This window comes from Gardnerella sp. c23Ub_4 (assembly GCF_055804115.1).
This window is the reverse complement of record NZ_JANUYO010000001.1, coordinates 1,106,874-1,123,514: the sequence shown is the minus strand read 5'-3', so window position 1 is coordinate 1,123,514 and position 16,641 is coordinate 1,106,874. Positions and strand designations below refer to the sequence as shown.

General features: G+C 38.4%; 10 protein-coding genes. 8 read left to right on the top strand and 2 right to left on the bottom strand.

Going from position 1 to position 16,641, the window contains the following annotated elements; translation table 11 throughout:
• The first annotated feature begins 79 nt into the window (after window positions 1-79).
• Together ppgK and NYP67_RS04455 are read left to right on the top strand one after the other, a co-directional pair.
• Entirely contained in the window at window positions 80-850 is a 771-nt protein-coding gene (ppgK, locus tag NYP67_RS04460) for a polyphosphate--glucose phosphotransferase (RefSeq protein ID WP_004130916.1), read from the top strand.
• Window positions 851-953: 103 nt separating this feature from the next.
• A complete protein-coding gene (locus NYP67_RS04455) occupies window positions 954-2,180 on the top strand; it encodes a pyridoxal phosphate-dependent aminotransferase (protein ID WP_415695192.1) in 1,227 nt (408 codons plus the stop codon).
• 48 nt (window positions 2,181-2,228) lie between these two features.
• Here the strand turns inward: NYP67_RS04455 and NYP67_RS04450 are convergent, their stop codons facing one another.
• Both NYP67_RS04450 and NYP67_RS04445 read right to left on the bottom strand, forming a co-directional pair.
• Entirely contained in the window at window positions 2,229-4,457 is a 2,229-nt protein-coding gene (locus NYP67_RS04450; protein ID WP_415695190.1) for a beta-carotene 15,15'-monooxygenase, read from the bottom strand.
• Window positions 4,458-4,471: 14 nt separating this feature from the next.
• Window positions 4,472-6,073 carry an ABC-F family ATP-binding cassette domain-containing protein gene (locus tag NYP67_RS04445; RefSeq protein WP_018615781.1) on the bottom strand — a complete coding sequence of 534 codons (1,602 nt, stop codon included), beginning with the start codon at window positions 6,071-6,073 and terminating at the stop codon, window positions 4,472-4,474.
• 295 nt (window positions 6,074-6,368) lie between these two features.
• Between NYP67_RS04445 and uvrA the strand changes: the two genes are divergently transcribed.
• The 6 genes from uvrA to NYP67_RS04415 all read left to right on the top strand — a co-directional run bounded on the left by uvrA (window position 6,369) and on the right by NYP67_RS04415 (window position 16,580).
• The gene (uvrA, locus tag NYP67_RS04440; RefSeq protein ID WP_415695210.1) at window positions 6,369-9,347 is read left to right on the top strand and encodes an excinuclease ABC subunit UvrA; all 2,979 of its coding nucleotides are present in this window, start codon (window positions 6,369-6,371) and stop codon (window positions 9,345-9,347) included.
• A 40-nt stretch (window positions 9,348-9,387) separates the two neighbouring features.
• A complete protein-coding gene (gene uvrC, locus NYP67_RS04435) occupies window positions 9,388-11,682 on the top strand; it encodes an excinuclease ABC subunit UvrC (protein ID WP_415695189.1) in 2,295 nt (764 codons plus the stop codon).
• Between the two features lie 57 nt (window positions 11,683-11,739).
• Entirely contained in the window at window positions 11,740-12,870 is a 1,131-nt protein-coding gene (locus NYP67_RS04430) for a GuaB3 family IMP dehydrogenase-related protein (protein WP_004130903.1), read from the top strand.
• 426 nt (window positions 12,871-13,296) lie between these two features.
• Window positions 13,297-13,860 carry an alkyl hydroperoxide reductase subunit C gene (gene ahpC, locus NYP67_RS04425; RefSeq protein ID WP_004130901.1) on the top strand — a complete coding sequence of 188 codons (564 nt, stop codon included), beginning with the start codon at window positions 13,297-13,299 and terminating at the stop codon, window positions 13,858-13,860.
• A 101-nt stretch (window positions 13,861-13,961) separates the two neighbouring features.
• Window positions 13,962-15,599 (top strand): alkyl hydroperoxide reductase subunit F, encoded by a 1,638-nt coding sequence (gene ahpF, locus NYP67_RS04420; protein WP_004130899.1) that lies wholly within the window; start codon window positions 13,962-13,964, stop codon window positions 15,597-15,599.
• A 78-nt stretch (window positions 15,600-15,677) separates the two neighbouring features.
• Complete coding sequence (locus tag NYP67_RS04415; RefSeq protein ID WP_004130897.1) at window positions 15,678-16,580, top strand: LysR substrate-binding domain-containing protein; 903 nt, start codon at window positions 15,678-15,680, stop codon at window positions 16,578-16,580.
• The last annotated feature ends 61 nt before the right edge of the window (window positions 16,581-16,641 follow it).

The following is a 16,641-nucleotide window of genomic DNA, read 5'->3' as shown; positions in this document are numbered from 1 at the left end:
ATATAAGCGTGTCGCTTTAGCAATATTGTAGAATGAACATGATATCCCATTGTCCGACATTCAGAGGGGAGTGTTAACGATGATTGACACTGCACAAGCATTTGGCGTAGATATTGGTGGCTCTGGTATTAAGGCTGCACCAGTTAATTTGGAAAAAGGCGAGTTTGCAGAACCGCGATATAAGATTCTCACTCCAGCGGTTTCCACACCTCAAGCTGTTGCAGATATTGTTCGTCAGCAGCTCGAGCATTTTGATGTGCCTGAAGATGTTCCTGTTGGTATTGCTTTCCCAGCGCCTATTAAGCCAGGCAAGAAACTTGAGTTTATGGCGAATCTTGATCAATCTTGGATTGGTGTGGATGTTACAGAAGTGTTTAGTGAAGCTTGCGGTCGTCCTGTTACGGTTGTTAACGATGCCGATGCTGCTGGTCTTGCGGAACAGCATTTTGGTGCAGCAAAAGATAAAGATGGCTTAGTTATTGCAACAACATTAGGCACTGGAATTGGAACCGCTTTGATTTACAATGGCGTTCTTATTCCAAACACAGAGCTTGGTCATATTCAGCTAGAAAAAGGAAAGGGAGATGCAGAAAAGTATGCTGCTTCTTCTGTTCGCGAAAAGTTGGATATGGGTTATAAAAAGTGGGCTAAGCGTTTAACTAAGTATTACGGATTAATGGAAAAGTACTTTAATCCAGACTTGTTTGTTGTTGGCGGTGGCGTTAGCCGTGTGAGCGAGAAGTTCTTGCCGCATATCGATATTAAGACTCCTATTGTTGTTGCGTCTTTGCATAACGAAGCTGGCATTATTGGTGCAGCTTACTATGCAATGCAACAAAGAAACAAGTAAAGTTTTAATATTTTATTTGTTTTGTTTACTTTATTTGCGCTGGATGCTTTTGCGTTCAGCGCATTTTTTTATATTTGGTTATGCAATGCGCTAGTGTAGTCGAGTGCGATTTTCTTCTAGAGTTGATGTAAGTGAGCCAAATCCAATTATACTGGCTCAACGCGTTGCTATGTCTAAAGGTATTAAACTTACAAAACTTAACGATTCAAACCCAACAGTGCATGGTCTTGCTCCAAAATGTTTAAGCGCAAAATATACAGCAGATCCTAGAGGGCCAATCGAAGTTAGGCGCATTCTTGCTGATTTTATAAATGCTAGAGATAATCGCGTAGATCAAAATATTGCAAGTCAAAATATTGTAGATCAAAAAAGTAATTCACCAAAAGCTCTTAATCCAAATAATCTATACGTATTATCGTCTACTTCTCAAGCATACGCATGGCTTATGATGCTTCTGTGCGATTGTGGCGATTCAGTCTTAGCTCCAACTCCTGGGTATCCTCTTATTGAATCTATTGCAAGACTGCAAGGCGTAAAATCTATACCATATCCGCTTGTTTACGATGGTTCTTGGACTATTGATATTCCAAGAGTTAAAGAACTTTTGCAAAACGCAAATAATCGTATTCGTGCTCTTGTTTTAATAAACCCAAATAATCCAACAGGCTCTTATGTTAAGCCAGAAGAAAGAGCGCAATTGTTGAGTTTGTGCAATAAAAATAATGTTGCGATTATTGCAGATGAAGTTTTCTACGATTACTCTTTAGAACCATTTGCCAAAAATTCAAGACTTGCAGGAGAACAATCAACACTTGTTTTTGCTTTAGATGGATTTTCAAAAATGCTTGCAGCTCCGCACGCAAAAGTTGGGTGGATTGAGGTTTCGGGACCAAGTCAAGATGTGCAAGAAGCAATGAAACGACTTGACGTTATTGCGGATGATTTTCTTCCGATTGGCGCAACTGTATCGGAAAGAATTCCAGAATTATTGCAATGCGCTAAAGAGCAGACTGCTATTGTTCAAAGTCGAGTACGCTCTAATCTTAAAACGCTTAGAAAAATGCTTGCAAACTACCCAAATTGTTGCGTTAGTGCATTGCGTGCAGAAGGCGGATGGAATATTTTGTTGCGCGTTCCTTCTTGTATAGATGATGATTTATTAGCTTTGCGCTTAATTAAAGACTACAAGCTGGTTTCTCAGCCTGGATATTATTTTGACATGCCAACCAATGGCTACTTAGCATTGTCTTTACTTCCTAAAGAAGATCAATTTGAAAATGGCGTTACTTTGTTACTTAATACTGTTCACAAAATGCTAGAAGAGATGTAGAAAAATCTAGAAAGTAATCTAGGAAGGTTCGAGTTCTTAAAATATAAACTAGATTAGAGTAAACCAGCATCTAACGTAATGCCAAAGCCCTGGATTGAATCGCAAAACTGAATCTTCTCTTCCTGGAACAAACCAACCTAAGAAAGCGATTGCAATAGAGAAAAATAGCATTGCTAAAATTACAATGCGTATTGTGTAACACATAACTTTTGTGCGCAAAGTTGTGCAATCTTCTACGTTTGCGTATTTTTCTAGAAAAACAGTAATTCCGATTATTGCGCTTAGTGAGAACGCCCATCCAAAGTCAGCAATATAACGCCATCCAATTCCTGCTTTTAAGCTGTTGAAAACAACAACAATCATTGCAAGAATCAAAGCACATATAGTAAGTCTTGACGCAAATTTGCTCATTTTTTTAGTCATTAACAAAGAACAAATAACGCCAATAAATGCCAATGGAGCAAGGGTAAACATTCCGCCAATCATTGGCTCTGCGTATTGCCATCTATTGAAAGCAATAGGATTAATCGAAATCCAAGGGAAAGCTGGTGTAAAGCGCAATGGCAAAGCTAAATAACTTAAAATTGAAGGAATGATGTTTTGCACAGGAAGGCGCATTGTAGTCATGTCTGTAATAGTAATTTGATATTCGTTACCAAAGTTAAATGGCGACCCAAATCTTAAAGCGTTATACAATCCTATTGGTATTGCAACTATTACAAACGGCACAATCACGCTTAAAACTAGCTTTATTATTTGCTTTAAGTCTTCTTTTATAATTTTCTTGCTAGAAATTAAATGCTTAAAATAGAAGTAAATATTGTTGTAAAAAAGCGGTATTGCAAGCAAAAACGCGATTATAAATGTTGGTCTGCATCCTAGATTTAGAGATATAAACAAAGATCCTAATGCAATGTGCTTAGCAGATATTTGATAAATAGAATTGTAAGATTCGTTGGATTCTTGTGCTTGATTTTCATCTTTTGCAATGCCATTTTTAGCAGCGCCAAGATAAAACCATAATCCTAAAGATGTAAAGAATAGCGAAGCTGCCATTGGAACACTATAGAATGATGTTCTAAACCACAAGTAAACCGTGTTAGATGTAATAAAGAACAATGCTAAGCAAATAGACACGCAAGCAAGAGACGCTCGTTTGTTTATTCGTTCAATAAGTCTAATCACTAGAAGAGAGCCCGAAATTAAGAATCCCACTAGGCATATAAGAGTTGCGATTGTTGTTGGAAGCATTGCTCCGCCATTAATCCACAAACTCGATATAAGTCTATAAGGCATAAAGAATAAAACAGCTGGAATTACACCAAAATACGAGTACCAATGACCGTTGTAGTATGCGTGATCCCAATAAATATTGTGCACTAAATCAGAAAGAAGCTTGTTTCTTGCAATTGGATCGTACGGATTAGTAAGATTTTGCATTTGCTTAGGAACAGGCAAGTCAAGATATGTTTTGCCTTTAATAAGAGCGTCTGCTGTGCGCGCATATTGATCAAAATCGTACGTGTAGTTTCCAGCAACGTCAAAATGCATTGGAATACCGTTAAAAACATTCCAAACGATTGCAACAACAGCTATAGCAATAAATGGAGTCCAAGATAAAACGAGTAAAAGTCTTTGATTAAAACTTTTTGTATTAAGTTTTATTTTCCACAATTTAGACCAAGGATTCCACAAAGAAATCAAAATTGAAACGACTATAAGAAGAAGAACGCGACCCCAATTCCAGCTGAAAGGTGCTCTAACATTTGCTTTTGCGTCCTCAACGTCTACAACGTCTCCTTTAGGGTGTTGTATCCATAATCTAAGCGTGCTTTTAACTCCAACTGCTTGATCTGGAACAGGAAGCATAGCAAAACTAATAGCTCTAGGGTTGGTGCTTAAAGGCTTTCCAGCGATTTTATTAACATCAATGCGTACATGCACGTCTGTTTTAACAGGACTTTTGCCAATTTTTTTCGGCGTAATTAGTGAAGGCTTAAGCTGAATGTACGGCGAAGACCCGTCGGAATTAACTTCTAAATAAGATTCCGAAGGGTCTGTAATTAAAAGTCCTCCAGAAGAAAGTCTTTTAATTCCAGGGCCAGTAAGATTGTGAGCAAACATGCTATCTGTGCTGCCAGTAACGCTATTCCAAAATGGAATATTCCCAACAGTGCATTCAAACAATGCTATTAACAGCAAGATTGCTAAAGGCGCGCGAAGCACGCGAAAAATGTTGCGTAACGCGCAATTGGCAAAATTAGCTGTTTTTTTCATAGAAATCTAAAATCCTATTCTTCCGCTACCAAATCAAGATAGTCGTCGCTCCACAAGTCTTCGTCGCCGTCTGGCATAAGAAGAACTCTTTCTGGGTTTAGCGCAAGAACTGCTCCTTCGTCGTGAGTAACTAACACAATTGCGCCTTCGTACTTAGAAATAGCTTTAAGAATTTCTTCGCGAGAAGCTGGGTCTAAGTTATTAGTAGGCTCATCAAGTAAAAGAACGTTTGCTTTAGAAGTTACAAGAGTTGCCAATGCTAGGCGAGTTTTTTCGCCGCCAGAAAGCACTTTAGCAGGTTTCATGGCGTCGTCTCCCGAAAACAGGAAGCTTCCAAGCATTGATCTTGCTTGAGTGTCGTTTAATTCTGGAGCAACGTGTTGAAGATTTTCTAAAACAGTTGCATCTAAGTCTAAAGTATCGTGCTCTTGCGCAAAATATCCTATTTTGCATCCGTGTCCATATTCAACAACGCCAGTATCTGCGCTTTCTTCGCCAGCAAGAATGCGCAAAGTGGTAGTTTTTCCAGCGCCATTGTATCCCAAAATAACAACTCTCGAGCCCTTGTCTATAGCCAAATTTATTCCAGCAAATACGATGTTTGAACCATAAGCTTTTGAAATATCTTTAGCCATAATAGGAGTGCGTCCGCAAGGAGCAGGCTCTGGGAATCTAATATCTGCTACTTTTTCGCGGCTTTGAGCTTCGCTTGTTTCGTTCAATAAGCGTTCGGCTCTACGCATCATGTTTTGAGCTGCTACTGCTTTAGTCGCTTTTGCGTGAAGTCGGATTCCTTGCTTCATAAGTCGCTCCGCCTTCTTTTCTGCAACTTCGCGCTCTCTTCGTCTTCGCTCTTCGTCTACAACGCGCTGATGCAAGTATGCTTTCCAGCCCATTGAATACATGTCTATTTGAGCCAATTGTGCATCTAAATGCCAAACTTTATTAACAACTTCGTCTAGCAACTCTGTTGAGTGAGATATAACAAGGAATCCACCAGAGAATTTTTTCAGATAGTTTCGCAACCATATTATGGAATCTGCGTCTAAGTGGTTAGTAGGCTCATCTAAAATCAGCGTATCTGCATTAGAAAAAAGTATTCGCGCAAGTTCGATTCGTCTGCGTTGTCCACCAGAAAGTGTTCCAAGAGCTTGTTTCATAACTTCTTGTGGGAGTCCAAGGCTATTTGCCATTGATATTGCTTCTGATTGAACAGCGTACCCACCAGCTTTTTCAAAGTCATTAATTGCTTTATCGTAGCGATTCATGGCTTTTGTCATAATGTCTGGATCTGGATTCGTCATGTCTTTTTCTGCTTTTCGTATACGAGATACGATTGACGAAATATCGCGAGCGCTCATAATTCTATCTAACGCGCTTTGCTCTGGATCTGCTGCATGCGTGTCTTGTGGAAGATATCCTAACGAGCCGCTTACTTTTACGCTTCCGCCAGCTGGAAGTGTTTCTGCAGTAATTACGCGCGTAAGTGTTGTTTTTCCAGCGCCGTTTCTTCCGACTAAGCCTATTTTGTCGCCTTTTGTAACGTGAAAATCTGTTGGGTTTAATAGCGTGCGCGCACCAATTTGTATAGTAAGTCCTTGTGCGTCAATGGCCATTTTTTACCCACCCCTTAAGTTCTATTCTTGCAAAATCGTAATTAAGATATTAATTGAAATATGTTAACCAAACTCCCGATTATACCGTTAGGCTTGCATAGGATTAGCAACACGCAGCAAGCAACATATTTCGAACATGTGTTCTATAATGAATGATATTATAAAACAGGCACGTAATCAAGATTTAGTTTTGCAATTTTGATTCATATACGCTAAAGCATCTTAAGGAGGCAGAATGCAAAAACACTTGGATTCTTTACAAAGTAAGCAGTCGCTTTCAATAAAAGATGCAAACATGAGCGCTACAAGCATGAATACTAAAGATGGAAATAATAATCAAAAAAACAATGTACTTCAATCGTTTATTGATTCGGCGCCAATTATAAAAAATAATGGTAATTTAATATACGACTTAAGTAAGGTTCCTTCCGACTTAAAAATAACTGTTCAAGGTGCAAGAGAGCATAATCTAAAGAACGTTAATTTGCAATTGCCTAGAAATAGGATGATTGTTTTTACTGGATTATCTGGTTCTGGTAAATCTTCTCTTGCTTTCGACACTCTTTTTGCAGAAGGTCAAAGGCGTTATGTGGAATCCTTAAGCGCGTATGCAAGGCAATTCCTTGGAAGAATGGATAAGCCAGACGTAGACTTTATTGAAGGCTTAAGCCCAGCAGTGTCTATTGACCAAAAAACCACTAATCGCAATCCTCGTTCTACTGTTGGCACAATTACGGAGATTTATGACTATTTAAGGCTTCTTTTTGCTCGCGTAGGTGTTCCACATTGCCCTAAATGTGGCGAAATCGTTAGTGCGCAAACCCCTCAACAAATAGCTAACGCATTGCTTTCTTTGCCGCAAAAAACAAGGTTGCAATTACTGGCTCCTATTGTTAACGGCAGAAAAGGTGAGTTTAAAGATACTATTACTCTTCTTAGGTCAGACGGCTATTCTAGAGCGCTTGTAGATGGGCAAATGCGAGAGCTTTCCGAAGATATTGTTTTAGAAAAGCAAAAGAAACACACAATCGAAGTTATTGTAGATAGATTAGTTATAAAAGATGGTATACGTACACGTCTTACAGATTCTATAGAAACAGCATTAAAGCTTTCTAAAGGTATTGTTGTTGCGGATTTTGTAGACGAAGATGCTTCTTCTAAAAACAGGCGTCAAAGTTTTTCCGAAAATATGGCGTGCCCTAATAGTCATCAATTTAATCTATTAGAGATAGAGCCAAGAACGTTCTCATTCAACGCTCCGTATGGAGCATGCCATGATTGCTCTGGAATAGGTTACAATCTAGAGATTGACCCTGCTCTTGTTGTTCCAAATACAGAAAAATCACTTAACGAAGGTGCTATAGAACCTTGGGCATTGAATAAAGCAGCTGGAGAATACTACAAGCACGTGTTAAAAGGCTTAAGCATAGAGCTTGGCTTTAGTATGGATACGCCGTGGGAAAATCTTCCAAAAGATGTGCAAGATTCAATACTCTATGGCCATGATTTTGAAGTAAAAGTATCGTATAAAAATCGATGGGGTAGGCAGAGAGAGTATTCAACAGGATTTGAGGGCGTAGTGCGTACTCTTATGCGCAAGCATGACGAAACAGACTCAGATCAAATGCGTCAATACTACGAGTCATACATGCGAGAAGTGCCATGTTTAACATGCAAAGGAAAAAGACTTAATCCAGAAGTCTTGTCTATTAAAGTTGGCTCGTGCTCAATCGCAGATGTATGCGATATGCCTATTGAAAAAAGTCTTGAGTGGATTAATTCGTTAAATCTAGAAGGCGCAAAAAAGATAATTGCTAAAGAGATTGTAAAAGAAATCAAAGCAAGATTAGGATTCTTAAATGACGTTGGCTTAAACTACTTAACTCTTTCTAGAGCAGCAAAAACTCTTTCTGGCGGAGAAGCTCAAAGAATAAGGCTTGCAACGCAAATAGGGTCTGGACTAGTTGGAGTTATGTACGTTCTTGACGAACCGTCTATTGGTCTTCATCAAAGAGACAACGAAAAGCTTATATCTACGTTGCACAATCTTAGAGATCTTGGAAATACGCTTATAGTTGTAGAACACGACGAAGATACAATACGAAAGTCAGACTGGCTTGTAGACATTGGTCCAGAAGCTGGAGAAAACGGCGGAGAAGTTGTATATTGCGGCCCTGCAAAACACATAACAGAGGCAAAGCGATCAATCACAGGAGACTATATTGCAAAAAGACGCACAATAGATGTTCCTAAAAAGCGCCGTAAAATCAACAAAAGTCGTATGTTAACTATTGTTGGTGCAAAAGAGCACAATCTTAAAAACATAGATGTAGAAATACCTTTAGGCGTATTTACTTGCATAACAGGAGTTTCTGGATCTGGAAAGTCAAGCTTAATAAACTCAATACTTTACCCAGTTTTGGCAGATAAGCTAAACGGCGCTCGCATTGTTCCAGGATTGCATAAGCGCGTTGATGGAGTAGACAATTGCGATAAGGTTGTTCACGTAGATCAAAATCCTATTGGTAGAACACCAAGATCAAATCCTGCTACATATACTGGAGTTTGGGATAAGATCCGTTCGCTTTTTGCTCAAACTCCAGAAGCAAAAGTTAGAGGGTACGGCCCTGGAAGATTCTCGTTTAACGTAAAAGGCGGAAGGTGCGAGGCTTGTAGCGGAGACGGAACGCTTAAAATCGAGATGAATTTTTTGCCAGACGTATACGTGCAATGCGAAGAATGCCACGGAAAAAGATATAATCGAGACACTCTAGAAGTAAAGTACAATGGTAAAACTATTTCAGACGTGCTAGATATGCCAATATCGCAAGCTGCTGTGTTCTTTAAAGCATATCCGTCTATTTCTAGATACTTAGAAACTTTAGTTAAAGTTGGCTTAGGATATATTCGGCTTGGTCAAAGTGCTCCAACACTTTCTGGCGGAGAGTCGCAAAGAGTAAAGCTTGCTACAGAACTACAAAAGCGTTCTACTGGAAAAACCGTTTATATTTTAGATGAACCTACTACGGGCTTGCATTTTGAAGATGTTCGTAAGCTTTTAAGTGTTCTTCAATCTTTAGTAGATAAAGGCAATAGTGTAATAGTTATTGAGCACAATCTTGATGTTGTAAAATGCGCAGATTGGATTATAGATTTAGGCCCAGAAGGAGGAGATAAAGGCGGCGAAATCGTAGCAACTGGAACTCCAGAAGATGTTGCAAACGTGCAATATAGCTGGACGGGTAAATTCTTAAAGTCAATGCTCAAAGAGTAACAAAATCAGAAGTTATAAGTAAAAATTTATGAATAATTTTATGAATAATTTCATGAAAGGAGGTGAGATAATGAATATTCTAAATTCTAAAGAATCAAATATTAGAGAAGATAGAGAAACTAGAGAAAATATAGAAGATAGAGAAACTAGCAGGGGAGAATGGAAGAAAACTCACCAATCTAAATATTGTGAAAGTCATGCAAGCTACTTTGAGAATTTGTCAAAAAACGATTTTGGTGCTCCTCTTTTAGGAGATAGTCGTGATTTATTTAGGCCAAAAACTTCCGATATTCCAAATCAACCTGGAGTATACAAGTGGAGAGATGAGCGTGGAAAAGTAATATACGTTGGAAAAGCAAAAAGTTTAAGAAACAGGCTATCGAATTATTTTCAGCCATTAAATCAGCTTCATCCTAGAACGCAATCAATGGTATTAACAGCTAGAAGTTTAGAATGGACTGTTGTAAACACGGAGCTTGAGGCTTTAACGCTTGAATATACTTGGATTAAAGAGTTTAATCCAAAATTCAACATTGTTTTTAAAGATGATAAAACATACCCATATATTGCTGTATCGGTAAACGATGATTTTCCAAGAGTTTGGATTACTAGAAATCGAAACTCAAAGTCAACGCAATATTTTGGACCGTATGCAAAAGTTTGGCAATTAAAGCACAGCTTGGATTCTTTGCTAAAAACTTTTCCAGTTAGAACATGCAGACAGTCTGTTTTTAATAAAGCACAAAAAACAGGAAGGCCTTGTCTTCTTGCGTCTATTGGAAAATGCTCTGCACCTTGCGTCCAAAAAGTAGACAAAAAAACGCATAGAAACAATGTTGAACAATTAGTTGGCATTTTAACTGGCGCTATTGGAGATTCCTACATTAACGATTTAACTAGAAAAATGAAGGAGTTAAGCGATAATTTAGATTTTGAAAATGCTGCAAAAATAAGAGACAAAATCAATATTTTTAGAACTGTTATTCAACAAAATTCTGTTGTTTTTAACGATCAAGTAGAAGCTGATGTTTTTGGATTTAGTGCAGATTCGATTGATGCATGCGTTCACGCGTTTTTTGTTAGAGAAGGACTGATTCGCGGAGAAAAAAATTGGCAAGTCGAAAGAAGCGAAGACATTAGTGATGCAGATATAATCGCAAATTTGCTTATACGAGTTTATTCTGAATATGAATCAAATAATGATTTGCAATATGAAAACTCTTTAAAAATAGAGCAATCCAGGAATGCGTTACAAATCGACTATTCTAGTGGCCAAAATATAAATTCGTCGTATAGAGCTAAAGAAACAAAAGAACGCAAAAAGCGCCAAGAAACAACTGGAAGAGGGGATTTGCTTGACCCTATTTGCCCGATTCCTAGGGAGATTATTGTTCCTATTGAATTAGATAACTCTCAAAAAGAAAATCTTGAAAGCTGGCTTAGTGGTTTAAGAGGTTCAAAAGTAACTATTAAAGTTGCAGAACGTGGAGATAAGCGCTCGCTTATGGATCAAGCAAACTTGAACGCTGAGCAGTCTCTAAAACAGATGAAAACAAGTAGGATTTCTACTTTAGAATCTAGAACTAATGCTATGAATCAAGTTGCTGCAGCTCTTTCAATGAGTGAAGCTCCTTTGCGAATTGAATGCTATGATATTTCAAACTCGGCTGATGGAAGATATCAAGTTGCATCAATGGTTGTTTTTGAAGATGGAATTGCTAAACCTAGTGAATATAGAAGATTTTCTATAAAAGGACCTAATGGCATTGGCCAACTAGACGATTTAAGCGCATTATATGAAACTATTTCTAGACGTTTTAAGCATAAAGATGAAAGTAATAGTGATGTGGATGATGATTGCGTAGAAAATCGCTCACAATCATCCTCAAAAAAATTTGCGTATACGCCAAATCTTGTAATCGTTGATGGTGGTATTGAGCAAGCAAAAGCAGCTCAAAAAGCAATGATTGATTGCAATGTTAAAGGCATAACAGTATGTGGATTATCTAAAAAATTAGAAGAAGTTTGGCTGCCTAATAGCCAATACCCAATTATTCTAAAAAGAAGCTCCGAAGGATTGTATTTGCTTCAAAGAGCTAGAGACGAATCTCATCGCTTTGCTATTGCTTATCATAGAAAAAAACGTGCAAAGGCAATGCTGCATTCATCTATTGACTCAATTCCTGGAGTTGGCGAATCTTATAAAAAACGTTTGCTTCGCGCATTTGGCAGTGTTAAAAATCTAAAAGAAGCAAGCGTAGAAGAGTTGCAAAAAGTTCCTGGAATCGGTTTGTTAAAGGCTAAAACTATTTATGAGTTTTTGCACTCTCAATAAATCTCAACAATTCTATGGCATGTTGATTAGTCATGATAAGCAACTAGCCTTATAAGTATGTCTCAAGAAATCGAAATAGGTTTGGGCAAAAAAGCCCGAGTTGCTTACTCACTAGACGATATTGCTATACTTCCTTCTCGTCGTTCTCGCGACCCAAAGGCTGTATCTACATCATGGCAAGTCGACGCTTATAGTTTTGACGTACCAGTGATTGCTGCGCCAATGGATTCTGTTACAAGCCCAGATACGGCTATTGCAATGGGTCAAATGGGAGCATTGGGCGTGCTTGATTTGGAAGGATTGTGGACTCGTTACGAGAATCCAGAACCACTTCTTAAAGAAATCTCAGAACTTAAAGACGAAGTCGCAACTAAGCGCATACAGGAGATTTATTCGGAGCCAATCAAGCCAGAACTTATTGTTAAGCGCTTGCACACAATTCGCGATGCAGGTGTTACGGTTGCAGGTGCTCTTTCTCCGCAACGCACTCAAGAATTTTATTCTACTGTTCTAGAAGCAGGCGTTGATTTATTTGTTATTCGCGGAACTGCTGTTAGTGCAGAACACGTTTCTAAAGACCATGAGCCTCTTGACTTAAAGAAGTTTATTTACGATTTAGACGTTCCAGTTATTGTTGGAGGTTGTGCAGACTACACTTCCGCATTGCATCTTATGCGAACTGGTGCTGCTGGAATCCTTGTTGGTTTTGGCGGTGGAGCAGTTTCTGCAACAATGAATACGCTCGGAGTTCAAGCGCCTATGGCAACTGCTATTGCAGACGTTGCAGAAGCTCGCAGAGATTATATGGACGAGTCTGGCGGACGATACGTTCAAATTATTGCAGATGGCGGAATGGGGACGTCTGGAAACTTTATTAAGGCGCTTGCTATGGGAGCAGATGCAGTAATGCTTGGAACTCCTTTAGCGCGTGCAACTGAGGCTCCAGGACGCGGAATGCATTGGGGAGCAGAAGCTCGTCATCCTTCTTTGCCGCGCGGTATGCGCACGAATGTTGGAACTGTTGCTCCTCTTGAGAATATCTTGTTTGGACCAAGTCATATGGCAGATGGAAAGACTAACCTTATTGGTGCTTTAAGACGCACTATGGCATCTACTGGATATGTTGATGTTAAGAGTTTCCAGCGTTGTAGTGTTGTTTTTAACCCATTCCATCAAGATATAAGGTAAATCATTAAAATCCTATTATTATCTTATTAATGATTAATAGAATTGCGCGCTTGATTCAATTTTGAGTGCGCAATTCTTGTTTATAGGCTAAAAGTGCGTAAAGCTAAGATGATGAATGTTCTTAAAATAGAATTAGTAAGTTAGCTTTTGGCTCATAATCCCATTTTTGATAGTTTTGTTTTGTTTTTGCTAACAAACTTAATATTCCAGAATTTTGTAAAGTCAAGTTAGTTTTCAACGCCATTATTGATATAACATGTGTAAGTCTATAGAGATTATCTATATATATAGGATTATTAATATAAATAATCTATTATAAAAATACGGTTAAATCTAGATTCCTAAGCAAACTATTTAACACGTTTAACTAAAAATATTGCAAAAGCAATAAAAGATTTTAGCAAACAAGTAAAGATTGGAGTTATTATGAGCCTTATTGGTACGCATATTCTTCCATTTAAGGTAAATGGATACAAGAATGGCAATTTTGTAGAAGTAAGCGACAATGACGTTCTTGGAAAATGGGCTATTTTCTTCTTCTATCCAGCAGACTTTTCATTCGTGTGCCCAACAGAGCTTGAAGATCTTGCAAACCACTATGAAGAGCTTCAAAAGTTAGGTGTAGAAGTTTATTCTGTTTCAACAGACACACACTTTGTTCACAAAGCTTGGCACGATGATTCTAAAGCTATTGCAAAAGTTCAATACACAATGCTTGGAGACCCAAATGGCGCGCTTTCTAGAAACTTTAATGCGCTAAATGAGGAATCTGGTTTAGCTCATCGCGCAACTTTTTTGGTGGATCCTCAAGGCAATATTCAATTCTATGAGATGACAGCAGATGGAATCGGCAGAAACGCCGACGAGATGCTTCGCAAAGTTAAAGCTGCTCAATTTATTGCAGCCCATCCAGGAGAAGTATGCCCAGCAAAGTGGGAGCAGGGAGAAGAAACACTTGCTCCATCTATTGACTTAGTTGGGAAAATCTGATTTTAACAGTTGATTTTATTTGCTTATTTTAACTGCTGATTTTATCGACTGATTTTAACACAATTTACACGTTGCTTTGATTGCTACAGAAAGTGAAAATAATGACTTTATTAGATTCAAATTTAACTACTCAACTTGCTGGATTGTTAGAAAAAATGGTTAATCCGATTAATCTTGTTGCGTACGTTGATAGCAGTGAAAATTCTCAAAAAGTTATTGAGCTTTTGCAAGAAGTAGCAAATCAAAGCAACAAAATCACTGTTATAAAAGATGATAAAAGTAGCACGAAGCGAATCCCAAGTTTTTCAATTACTAATCCGCAAAATAACGTTTCTGTAAGTTTTGCAGGTTTGCCACTTGGTCACGAGTTTAGCTCTTTAGTTTTGGCTATTTTACAAGTAAGTGGTTATGCTCCCAAAATAAGCGAAGACCAGCGCAAAGCAATTTTGCAACTTGGAAGTCATGATATTACTACATACATGTCTGTTACTTGCATTAATTGCCCAGAGGTTGTTCAGTCACTTAATACAATTTCGATTATCAATCCAAAAGTAAAGCATATTGCTGTAGAAGGAAGCGCTTTCAAAGACGAGGTAGATGCTCTTGGCGTAATGAGTGTTCCTGCTGTTTTTGAAAACGGAAAGATGATTTCTTCTGGAAGGTCATCTATAGACGAATTAGTTGCGATGCTTTTAAGACAAGAAGAAAATGGGGATTCTAGCGATTCGAGCGATTCTAGCGATTCTACGGAGGCTAGCGATTCTTCACTAGCGCAAAAAATGAACGCTAAAAACCCATACGACGTTCTTATTGTAGGCGGAGGTCCTGCTGCGAGCGCTGCTGCGATTTACACAGCTAGAAAAGGTCTTAAAACAGCAATGATTATGGACCACAGAGGCGGTCAGGTTGTTGAAACAGAAAGCATTGAAAACCACATTTCTCAAACGCACACAACAGGCGCAAAACTTGCTAACGATTTAACAAACCACATTGCTCAATACAATATTGACGTATTTACTCCCGATTGGGCTACGTCTTTAGACGTTGCAGAAGAACCTTACGGATTACACACGATTAACACTAAATCTGGCGGAAGTCTAAAAGCTAAAGCGGTGATTATTGCAACAGGCGCTACGTGGAGAACACTTGGCGTTCCTGGAGAAGATGAATACAGAAACAGGGGAGTGTCGTTCTGCCCGCATTGCGATGGCCCTTTGTTTAAGAACAAGAATGTTGTAGTTGTTGGTGGAGGAAATTCTGGAGTCGAAGCTGCAATAGACTTAGCAGGAATTGCAAATCACGTTACTGTTATAGAGTTTATGGATTCTCTTAAAGCGGATCAAATATTGCTAAACACTTTGCATTCTCTTTCTAATACGAATGTAATAACAAGTGCATCTCTTAGCAAAATAGAAGGAGATAACAAAAAAGTTAGCGCAGTGCATTATATGGATCGCAATGAGAATAATGCGGAAAATCGTGAGAAAATTTTGCACACAGACGGAGTGTTTGTTCAAATTGGTTTAATGCCAAATACAAAGTGGGTGGCAAATAAACTAAGCTTAAACAATCGGGCAGAAATAGTAACAGATAGAAAAGGATGCACGAGTATTCCTGGCATTTTTGCTGCTGGCGATTGCTCGGATGAGCCTTATAAGCAGATTGTTACAGCATACGGGTCTGGCGCAAATGCAGCTCTTAGCGCTTTCGACTATTTAATTAGAGACCCACATAATTAAAATCATGCCTGGAACATTCATAGAACGCGCGTAGAATACGCATATAGCACGCCTATAAACGCATAGAAAGATAAATACTTGAACATTAAATCGCTTGAATACTTAATTGCTTTTGCAAAAGAAGAAAGCTTTACAAAAGCTGCCGAGCGCATGCACGTTTCTCAGCCAACTTTATCTACGCAGATTAAAAAGCTAGAAGACACGCTTGGAGTTTGTCTTATTGAGCGAACTCCTGGAAAGCAGATTCTAACTCCTGCAGGAAGAGAAGTAGTGTATTATGCAAAGCGTATTCATTCGGATGTTTCTAACATTTATCAAGCAGCAAGGCGCCTAGAAGATCCTTGGTCTTCTACAATAGTTTTGGGCATTTTCCCAACATTATGCCCATATCTTTTGCCTAGAATAATACCTGTTTTGCGTAAGATTAAGCCGAATTTTACTATTCGTTTTGTTGAAGAAAAGTCTGCAACTTTAATCGAATTGCTAAATAATGGTCAAATCGATGCAGCAATATTGAGCGAAAAGTTAGACGAATCGTCAATAAAGGTTAATCACATTTTTGATGAAGATTTTGTTTTAGCAGCGTCAACAAATTCGCAATTGGGAAACCAAAAATCTCCAATCGACTTGTCTCAATTATCTAGTCAAAAAATACTTCTTTTGGAAGATGGACATTGTATGAGACGAAGTATGATTGATGTTTGTCAAAAGGTTGGAGCAAAACAGTCCGAATTTTGTGCAACATCTTTGGAAACCTTACGATACATGGTTGTTGGAAGCAAAGATGTAACATTGCTGCCACGTCTTGCAACTCTCCCTCCTATTGTTCAGCCAGCTGGTTTAACAATTCGCGAGTTTAATAGTCCAAAGCCCTACCGCTCACTGTACTTAAATTGGCGAGCTGCTTCTCCAGTAGACAAGATTATGGAAGGATTATGCACGATTATTTATGGAACTTGCGCGAATTTGCATAAAAAATAGTTGCAATCACATATTTTAATATTTGATTATTTGCATATTTAACATGATTTAGCAGATTTTT

Bases quoted from the DNA above. Each gene is read 5' to 3' on its own strand.
- ppgK (WP_004130916.1), top strand. From the start codon at position 80: ATGATTGACACTGCACAAGCATTTGGCGTAGATATTGGTGGCTCTGGT.
- NYP67_RS04450 (WP_415695190.1), bottom strand. From the start codon at position 4,457: ATGAAAAAAACAGCTAATTTTGCCAATTGCGCGTTACGCAACATTTTT.
- NYP67_RS04445 (WP_018615781.1), bottom strand. From the start codon at position 6,073: ATGGCCATTGACGCACAAGGACTTACTATACAAATTGGTGCGCGCACG.
- uvrA (WP_415695210.1), top strand. From the start codon at position 6,369: ATGAGCGCTACAAGCATGAATACTAAAGATGGAAATAATAATCAAAAA.
- uvrC (WP_415695189.1), top strand. From the start codon at position 9,388: ATGAATAATTTCATGAAAGGAGGTGAGATAATGAATATTCTAAATTCT.
- NYP67_RS04430 (WP_004130903.1), top strand. From the start codon at position 11,740: ATGTCTCAAGAAATCGAAATAGGTTTGGGCAAAAAAGCCCGAGTTGCT.
- ahpC (WP_004130901.1), top strand. From the start codon at position 13,297: ATGAGCCTTATTGGTACGCATATTCTTCCATTTAAGGTAAATGGATAC.
- ahpF (WP_004130899.1), top strand. From the start codon at position 13,962: ATGACTTTATTAGATTCAAATTTAACTACTCAACTTGCTGGATTGTTA.